General features: G+C 33.5%; 9 protein-coding genes and 1 pseudogene. 6 read left to right on the top strand and 4 right to left on the bottom strand.

Features of this window, described 5'->3' with window-relative positions:
• Both CN288_RS25740 and CN288_RS25735 read left to right on the top strand, forming a co-directional pair.
• On the top strand, positions 1-585 hold a 585-nt coding region (locus CN288_RS25740), incomplete at its 5' end, for an ABC transporter ATP-binding protein (protein ID WP_098303412.1).
• Positions 582-1784, top strand: coding sequence for an ABC transporter permease (locus CN288_RS25735; protein ID WP_090695603.1), 1203 nt, complete (start codon positions 582-584; stop codon positions 1782-1784). The genes CN288_RS25740 and CN288_RS25735, both read left to right, overlap by 4 nt.
• Positions 1785-1854: 70 nt before the next feature.
• Here CN288_RS25735 and CN288_RS29095 read toward each other — a convergent pair whose 3' ends face one another.
• Together CN288_RS29095 and CN288_RS25725 are read right to left on the bottom strand one after the other, a co-directional pair.
• On the bottom strand, positions 1855-2130 hold the full coding sequence (locus CN288_RS29095; RefSeq protein ID WP_176527740.1) for a hypothetical protein: 276 nt from the start codon (positions 2128-2130) through the stop codon (positions 1855-1857).
• Between the two features lie 264 nt (positions 2131-2394).
• On the bottom strand, positions 2395-3180 hold the full coding sequence (locus CN288_RS25725; protein WP_026591681.1) for a GNAT family N-acetyltransferase: 786 nt from the start codon (positions 3178-3180) through the stop codon (positions 2395-2397).
• Between the two features lie 372 nt (positions 3181-3552).
• Here CN288_RS25725 and CN288_RS25720 point away from each other — a divergent pair, with 372 nt between their 5' ends.
• Positions 3553-4227 carry a CPBP family intramembrane glutamic endopeptidase gene (locus tag CN288_RS25720; RefSeq protein WP_098303410.1) on the top strand — a complete coding sequence of 225 codons (675 nt, stop codon included), beginning with the start codon at positions 3553-3555 and terminating at the stop codon, positions 4225-4227.
• Between the two features lie 201 nt (positions 4228-4428).
• Here the strand turns inward: CN288_RS25720 and CN288_RS25715 are convergent, their stop codons facing one another.
• Positions 4429-5196, bottom strand: coding sequence for a TSUP family transporter (locus CN288_RS25715; protein WP_026591679.1), 768 nt, complete (start codon positions 5194-5196; stop codon positions 4429-4431).
• Between the two features lie 113 nt (positions 5197-5309).
• Here CN288_RS25715 and CN288_RS25710 point away from each other — a divergent pair, with 113 nt between their 5' ends.
• The 3 genes from CN288_RS25710 (at position 5310) to CN288_RS25705 (ending at position 8261) form a co-directional block, all read left to right on the top strand.
• Positions 5310-6095: a TrmB family transcriptional regulator gene (locus CN288_RS25710; RefSeq protein WP_026591678.1), complete on the top strand. Its 786-nt coding sequence runs from the start codon at positions 5310-5312 to the stop codon at positions 6093-6095.
• Between the two features lie 309 nt (positions 6096-6404).
• Positions 6405-6551: a hypothetical protein gene (locus CN288_RS29090; protein WP_176527739.1), complete on the top strand. Its 147-nt coding sequence runs from the start codon at positions 6405-6407 to the stop codon at positions 6549-6551.
• Between the two features lie 462 nt (positions 6552-7013).
• The gene (locus CN288_RS25705) at positions 7014-8261 is read left to right on the top strand and encodes a cytochrome P450 family protein (RefSeq protein WP_098303409.1); all 1248 of its coding nucleotides are present in this window, start codon (positions 7014-7016) and stop codon (positions 8259-8261) included.
• Positions 8262-8272: 11 nt separating this feature from the next.
• On the opposite strand, the pseudogene CN288_RS28485 reads toward CN288_RS25705, so the two are convergent.
• Positions 8273-8341: pseudogene (locus tag CN288_RS28485) on the bottom strand (IS6 family transposase); the annotation flags it as partial.
• Positions 8342-8704 lie beyond the last annotated feature (363 nt).

Genomic DNA, 8704 nt, shown 5'->3' with positions numbered 1-8704 from the left:
TTTGTTTCGATTATGGGACCGTCTGGTTCTGGAAAATCAACACTCATGAATATTATCGGTTGTTTAGATCGTCCAACAGAAGGCGAATATATGTTGAATAACGTGAATATCTTAACAGCGGACGAGGCAAGACTTGCCCTTATTCGGAATGAATATATCGGTTTTGTATTCCAGCATTTTAACTTATTGCCACGTCTTTCAGCAGTAGAAAATGTAGAGCTTCCACTTATCTATGGTGGTGTGAAGAAAGTTGAGCGCCGTCAAAGAGCTCTTGAAGCGCTTGTAAAAGTCGGATTATTAGATCGTGTGCATCACTTACCGAGTGAACTTTCAGGTGGACAAAAGCAACGTGTGGCGATCGCTCGTTCCATTGCGAATGATCCAACGTTTATTATGGCCGATGAGCCAACTGGTGCTCTTGATACAAAATCAGGGGAACAAGTTATGGATATATTCACGAAGTTAAACGCAGAAGGTACGACGATTGTTATGGTTACACATGAGGAAGAAGTTGCGGCGTATTCTTCGCGTCGAATTGTGTTAAGGGATGGGAAAATTACAGAAGATAGAAGGTGTGCGGTATGAGTTTACTAGATAGTATAAAGATTGCCCTTTCTTCTATTCTAGCTCATAAACTACGTTCAGCACTTACAATGCTCGGGATTATTATCGGTGTTGGTTCCATTATTACTGTTGTTGCGATTGGGCAAGGCGGAGAAGCCGCGTTAAAATCACAATTTGTTGGTTCTGGAAATAGTGTAATTTCGATTAACTATAGTCCTGACATGAACGATCAATTTGCTGTGGGGGAAATGGGGCAACCTAAATTGACGGAAGAAGATATTTTTGAAATAAAAAAACTTCCAGAGATTGCGCATGTAATTAAGACGAATTCGAATATGGAAACACTTGATGTCAATGATAAAAAAGATATGGTGAACATTAAAGGGTTAGACAGTGAATATTTTGCCGTAAATAAAGTGAAGGTGAAAAAAGGTCGCTCATTAAATGACACGGATGTTGAACAGGGAAATAACGTTATCATGATTAGTACGGGTGTAGAAAAGAAGATATTTGAAAAAGAAAATCCAGTTGGAGCAATCATTGAAATGAAAGGCCAACCGATGCAAATCATTGGTGTATATGAGGCAGAAGGTGGGTTTATGGGAATGGGAGGAGATTCTGAAGCTCTTATTCCATTAACACTATGGCCAACTCTATATGGAAAAGATGAAATTGAAAATATTTCTGTGCAGGCGAAAAATGTTGACCATTTAGAAGTCGCTGGTAAGAAGGCAGCTGAGGTATTAAATAATCGTAAGCCAAGTGAATTTACAGGTAAATATGAAGTAATGAACTTAAAAGAAATTCAAGATGGTATTTCCAAAATGACAAATACCATGACAATGATTATCGGTGGTATCGCAGGTATTTCGCTAGTCGTTGGTGGTATTGGTGTTATGAACATTATGCTCGTATCTGTAACGGAGCGTACACGTGAGATTGGGGTACGTAAAGCGCTTGGAGCAACACGTAGTAAAATCTTGTTACAATTCTTAATTGAAGCTGTTATGTTGACGCTTCTTGGTGGATTAATTGGAATCGGCCTTGGTTATGGTGGCGCACATATTGTTTCGTCATTCGCAAACTGGCCACCCCTTGTTTCATGGCAAGTAGTTGTTGGAGGCGTGCTCTTCTCCATGACGCTCGGTATTATCTTCGGATTAATTCCAGCGAACAAAGCTGCGAAATTAGATCCAATCGACGCATTACGTTATGAGTAATTTACTAGTGTAGTAAATTACGTTAAGAGGGAAAAACATAGGGATACACATGTGTTTTCACGGATACGCTTTATTTTATGTTGTTACAATCTAATTGAGGTGGTCCTTTTGAAAAAAGAAAAGACACCCTAAGGTGGCTTTCTCCGACTTGATATGTATTAGGCTCCAATCTATTTAGGGAAGGCAGCCGTTTTTGAGATACAGCTACAAAAGTAAAACCATCATCAACTTCAACAGGTGCAATTAAAACAGATGAGTTAAAATTAATTCGCTCAGATGTATTAGAAAAATAAAATTGATCAAAATGAGTTTTCCCCCAAGCTCTTTTGAAATAAACAAACCCCACAGAAAACATTAGTGTTCTCTGTGGGGTTTCTATAGGATTGGAATGAAGTTTGATTACTAAAAAATCCTTTTATAATATCTAAAGGGACTTTTTTAAATTTCTACATACTTGAGGTCCCTTCACATCAACATCAAGTTAAAGCACTTTTAAAATTAAAAAGTGCTTTTTATTTATTATAAACACGAAAGTAAACTTTTAAATATTAGTTTACTTTCAATACACTTGTTAACTAAATATTTTTTTAGCAAAATAAATTGATTTTTTCTATCCCTCGTGAATTTCTTTAATACTTTTTCCTTCTAAAAACGCATGTCCCGTTTTAATTTTTTCTACTGTTTCAAATCCATACTTTTCATAAACTTTTTCTACTTTTTCGTTAATTGGAATCACCCAAAGATTATCTAGTCCTCTATTCATTATTTCGCTTTGAATAAAGTGAATAAGTTCACCTATTAACCCTTTACCTCTAAACTTTTCAATTGTAGCTACACTTTCCATTCGGGCTTGTTTTTCATGTTCAAAAATACAAGCGATGGAACATGCTATTCCATTGTATCTAAGTAGATAATGAGTGAATGCTGGATGGTGGAATTCATCTTGAAAAGCTTTTTTTCTAACTTCGCCCCCTAACTCTTTTATACTACATTCAATATCTAAAGCTTCTTCAAAATTTAACTCAGATACCTTTTCAATAGTAACTTTTTCATTTTTATCTTTTTTAGTTAATTTCTTGTTCCATAATTGGACTGGACTTATTAATTCTTCAAATCCAAAATTCTTTATTTGTAATTCAGAAATCAGTTTTTCTTGCATATCTAAGTTGTATATATAAAATCTAGGTACTATATTTTTAGTTTTATAGAAATGCACTACTTCATCTACTATCATTTGTGGATTTAAACTTACTACACTTACATGTGCATGATTTGCATCATAATAATATGGGTTGCTTTCATTACAAAATATAGACCCCCATGATTTCTCTATTCGGCTAGTAAAGGTTTCAAGGTATGCAAAATCAAGCTCAAGAACATTTTTTAAACTAGTCATATGATATTCCCTCTTCTCTATTTATTTCTTCTATATCTTCTTTACTTTATTATACATTTAAATATTTTAATTTTCAGTTTTTCAATTGAAATATTTCCAAGAAAAAATGAAAGTAAATTTTTAGATATTAGTTTACTTTCAAATCCCCTAGAACATTAACCCAAAACCAATTCCCTTAATATCATCAAAAATGATAAAAAAAGTACACATTCAAAACGTTGTAAACAAACAAGGAAAAGCAAAACTCTACATTCTAGAATTAACTTTTAAAAAATACTTAATATGACATATATGGTATATTATAGGCTTAGAGATTAATCTTTAATTTGTCTATTGGTTGAAAGATATTTGAAATTATTTGGAGGTGAAATAATGACAGATGACAACTTGACTAGGAATAATATAATTAAACGTGTAAATCATAAAGTTTCTTCTAAAGACGAGAAGTTAACAGGCCTAGTATTAGGTACCTTGTCTGTAGCTTTGACTAGTTGTATAATCTTCTGGTTTATAGGTAATCCACAAAGATTTATTGAACATAGGTTAGGAATTAACTCTAATGCTTTTGACTATCCAATTGCTTGGCTATTAGTTATTTTCATCTCGTTTGGTTATGTTTTCTATACGAGTAAGGCAGTGCCTTTTGTAGGAGAACGATTATTTACATTTTCTTGGCTAAAGATAATCGGGATTTGGGCTGCCATCGTATCAAGTATCGTAGAAGAAATATTATTTAGACAAGTGTTAATGGACTGGATAAACAATGAAGGTTATTCCGTGATAGTCCAAATGATTGTTTCCGCCTTAATTTTTGGTTTAGCTCATGGCGCTTGGGTTTTGCTTAGAGGGGAATTAAAGGTTGCTTTACCTATTATATTATCTACTACGATTCTTGGAGGTCTACTTGCCTTTGTATACATTATTTCAGAACGACATATATTAGCCTCAATTGTTGCTCATATCCTAATTAACTTAATGATTGAACCATGGCTTATGTTATCTGCTATATCCCAGAAATGGAATGTTAAAGGTTTTAAAGATAAATAAAATCATCAAAGAACAGGGGGATTTGTAGATTTCCTTGTTCTTTAATGATTTCTCAGTTCACTAAAATATATACTCTATACAAAACTAGTTAACATAACCCCACTTATCAGCAGTCGCTATATCTAGAAATCTCAAAAAGTCCATTTACTGAAGAGACTTTTCTTTTACATAATATTCGATATAGGAAGTTAATTTTAGAAATTATTGAATATAATCATAAATATTTTTTGCTAATAATAAACAAGTTACTGTAATGAAAAGGGTACGAACATACCCACTTCCTTTTTTTATAGCAAATTTGGAGCCAATGATCCCACCAGCAATTTGTGCTATTCCCATTATGAAACCATACGTGTAGTTTACTTGTCCTAAACACATAAACATCAACAATGCACCAATATTGCTTCCCAAATTAAGAAACTTCGCATTACCTGCTGCCTTTAAAAAATCATACCCAATTAATAAAAAGGTAAACATTAAAAATGAACCCGTGCCAGGACCTAGAAATCCATCATAAAAACCAATAATAAAAACAAAAAAAGTAAAAATAATAAAGTGCCGAACGGACAATTTCTTATGGGTGGAAATACTACCCCAATCCTTTTTAAATATCGTATAAATAGCAACAGCACCAAGCATTAGTAACATCAAAGGTTTCAGTATCTCTGGGTTCATTAAATGGACAACCCAGGCACCTACTATGGAACCTATGAAAGTGAGTGGAAATAATTTAAACGCTGATTTCAAATCAAGATTACCAGAACGATAAAACACAATATTACTAGTTACACACCCCATTGTCGATGCTAATTTATTGGTAGCTACTGCCCCTGCTGGATTCAGTCCTGTAAATAATAAAGCAGGTAAAGCAATCAGTCCACCGCCCCCTACTACTGAATCAATAAATGAAGCTAAAAAACCAAAAACGATTAAAATAATTAATATTGATGGGTCTAATTGGAAATCCATATATAATCAACCTTTCTGTAGTCACTACTCAAATAGTAACTAATAATTTGCTAAATGTAAATGGTTACTGTAACGTTGGAAATATAAGAAAAGAACAATTGGAGGACGAAAAATTGAACTATATAGTGCAACAGCTCAAAAAATTAGGTTTTAATGAATATGAAGCTAAATCTTATGTATCTCTTGTTAAACAAGGTCCTGTTACAGCCTATCAAGTGAGTAAGGACTCAGGTATTCCAAGAGCACGAATTTATGATGTATTAAGTAATCTTGTTGAAAAAGGAATTGTCATGAAGGAAGAAATAGATGATACCACTCGATATTCACCTTTACCTGTTGAAATCTTTTTGCAAAAGGCTCAATCAGAGTGGAAATCCACTTATGAAGTAATAAGTGAATCATTAAAAAGTCTAGAAACCTCCGAGGAAAAAGCAGACAATCGAGTGATTACTTTAAAGGACTATAAGACGATAATTAGTTATTGTCAGACATTACTAAAAAAAGCCGAAAAGCGTATTGTCATATCGATGTGGAATGATATGTATGAGATGTTAAAAGAAGAACTAGTTGAAGCCGCTAATAAAGTCACGGTACAAGGTATTACGCTACATGTTGAACATCCCATTAAAAATTTAGAAATCCATCGTATAACACCTTATACAGAAACCCGATCTACAGAACATTGGTTTATTCTGTCCATAGATTCTAAAGAGATGATTTATGGACCATCAATTGATGAGCGTAGTGTTGCTTTTTATACAGATGACCCTGTTCATATTTATTTATTAGAGGATTATGTGTGGCATGACGTGCTAGTGAATCGACTTGTTAAACGTAGCCAAGACAATTTGGAGAATTGGATTACTACAGAGCGAAAAGCATTCTTTATGGAGGAATAAGAAGCATTATCTAAATTAAAGTTCTTTGTTCAACCTGACCATTGAACAAGGAACCATGTATATTCTATACGTGATCGGTTAACATAACGTCTCATTATCAGTAGTCAATAATGAATAGAATTTTCGTTAGGGGGGGGAGTGGTATTTTCTTAGCTTGATAGCGATGGGGTACGGCAACGATTCAAAGAATAACACGCCACATCTGAAAATTTTTCCAATTAAGGAAGGAACCTATCAGGAAATAAGGTAGGTTCTTGTTTTATTATATAAATGATTTGGAATTATAAAATTATTTATAAGGAGTTCATTATGCCAAGTATTCAAGATACTATCTATCCTAGAATAAAACACAATCTATCAGAACAAGATTTGGATGTTTTTGCCCATCCCCCGAAAAGAGGTATTAATACAAAATATTCCATATCAGTTGTGGACGAATTTGAGATTCAGCCTTAGTTGTTCGATTTGTAACATAAACGTTCGTTCGTTTTTGTTACATTTTTTCTTTTTAAATTCTAAACTAGATTGTATTGAATTTAGATGTAACTAAATACTGTCTCAAAAATAATTTGTCACAATATAAATCTTCTACCTTTTTGTTATGTTGATTGTTTATTAATTGGTATTTTCTGTATTATTCCCCTTTTTCGGGGGATGGGAAAAGAAACCCAAATCTAATTGTAAAAACATAAACTTATTTAAATTTTTATATTTGTAATTAAATCTCAGAGTGACCCTTCATACCTTGAATTGTTTCCGTACCCAAAGTAGGCATATATCTAAGGATTAAATCATTTATTTCACCAAGTAAAGTAATATTTTATCAAAATATTCTCACCTTTATTAAAGTTGTATACGTTATAATGCAAATTAGGTACTGTAGCTACCTAAAAATCTATAATATTGGAGGTTATATGGATGGCTTCAAAAAACGAGCTGAATCTCAAACTATTATCAGAATCACAGTTATCTTCTCCTATATTTAAACAGGAAGCATATGATATATATAAAGAATTGCGCGAATTTCATCCTGTTTATCCTTTATCCTCAGGCGGACAGAGTCAAAGTTGGTTGATTACGAGATATGAGGACGCAATCTCTTTATTGAAAGATACTAAATTGATGAAAAATATTGAAAACGTATTCAGTGATAAAGAAGAAATAGACGCACCTATTTCATTAGAAAATAGGGAACTTTTAAGAAATCATATGCTGAACTCAGATCCCCCTGATCATAACCGCTTACGATCCCTTGCTCAAAAAGCATTTACCCCTAAGATGATTTTACAACTCGAAGACCAAATTCAATATATTGCTGGTACTTTATTAAGTAAAGTAGAACATAATAATTCTATAAATATTGTAAGTGATTATGCTTTCCCTTTACCTATTATGGTGATTAGTGAAATGTTGGGTGTTCCTCTTGAAGATCAACATAAATTTAGAGCTTGGTCACAGGCAATTATTAGTACCCCAAATACATTGGAAGACATGCAGAAAAACAATCAAAAATTAGGAGAATTTGCTGAATATATACAGCATTTAGTTAATAAAAAAAAAGAAAAACCTGCTGACGATTTAATCAGTGCACTAATAAAGGCGGAAAGTGAAGGAACGAAATTAAATACATCAGAGTTATATTCGACAATTACGCTGCTTATCGTTGCTGGACATGAAACAACTGTAAATTTAATTACAAATATGACACTGGCCTTGCTGGAGCACCCAGTTCAGTTACAAAAACTTCGTCAAAGTCCTGATTTAATCGATTTAGCAATTGAAGAGGCATTACGGTTTTACAGCCCTGTTGAATTAACGACTTTACGTTGGACAGCAGAACCATTTACAATGCATGGACAAGATATTCAATCAAAAGATAGAATTATTATATCATTAGCATCTTCTAATCGTGACGAAAATATTTTTCCAAACGCGGATGTATTTGATATTACAAGAAAAAACAATCGTCATATTGCATTTGGTCATGGTAGTCACTTTTGTCTTGGTGCATCACTCGCTCGTTTAGAAGCAAAAATTGCAATTTCTACACTATTACACCGTTTATCAAATATACAGATACAAGGTGAAAGAGAGCAAATAAGGTGGATAGAAAACTATCTAATGAGGTCATTAGAAGAATTGCCTCTAAAGTTTCAACTCATATAATTATCAATAAAATACTTTTGTTGTCTAAGTTGCATACCATCAGGTATGCTTTTTTCTTTTTTTAACTGTTCAATTCTTATAAGGGGTACGGAAACATCGCTATCTAGCTGTTTAGAAGCATCAACAGAAGTACTCATCAGTCCTGAGGGACTGAATCAACGGTTTAATAAGGCGGTCGTCCAACTTTTACAACACCTACTAGGGGTACGGAAACGATTCAGGGTATGAGGGGCCACTCTGGGATTTAATTACAAATAAAAAAAGAACTTTATTCAAGTTCTTTTAATCTACGATACAGAGCGGCCTGACTCACTCCTGTAATCTGACATATTTCCTTTACCGTTTTCTTGGTATGTTTTCCTAATTCAATTGCATGGTTCATGCCAGGATGTTTATCCGTGTATTTCTTCACTCTTCCTCTATATGGGGTCCCGCCCACATTT

The sequence above is a fragment of the Bacillus sp. AFS023182 genome (assembly GCF_002560575.1).
GTDB lineage: Bacteria > Bacillota > Bacilli > Bacillales > Bacillaceae_G > Bacillus_A > Bacillus_A arachidis.
This window is presented reverse-complemented; position numbering and strand designations above follow the sequence as displayed.

Bases quoted from the DNA above. Each gene is read 5' to 3' on its own strand.
- CN288_RS25735 (WP_090695603.1), top strand. From the start codon at position 582: ATGAGTTTACTAGATAGTATAAAGATTGCCCTTTCTTCTATTCTAGCT.
- CN288_RS25725 (WP_026591681.1), bottom strand. From the start codon at position 3,180: ATGACTAGTTTAAAAAATGTTCTTGAGCTTGATTTTGCATACCTTGAA.
- CN288_RS25720 (WP_098303410.1), top strand. From the start codon at position 3,553: ATGACAGATGACAACTTGACTAGGAATAATATAATTAAACGTGTAAAT.
- CN288_RS25715 (WP_026591679.1), bottom strand. From the start codon at position 5,196: ATGGATTTCCAATTAGACCCATCAATATTAATTATTTTAATCGTTTTT.
- CN288_RS29090 (WP_176527739.1), top strand. From the start codon at position 6,405: ATGCCAAGTATTCAAGATACTATCTATCCTAGAATAAAACACAATCTA.
- CN288_RS25705 (WP_098303409.1), top strand. From the start codon at position 7,014: ATGGCTTCAAAAAACGAGCTGAATCTCAAACTATTATCAGAATCACAG.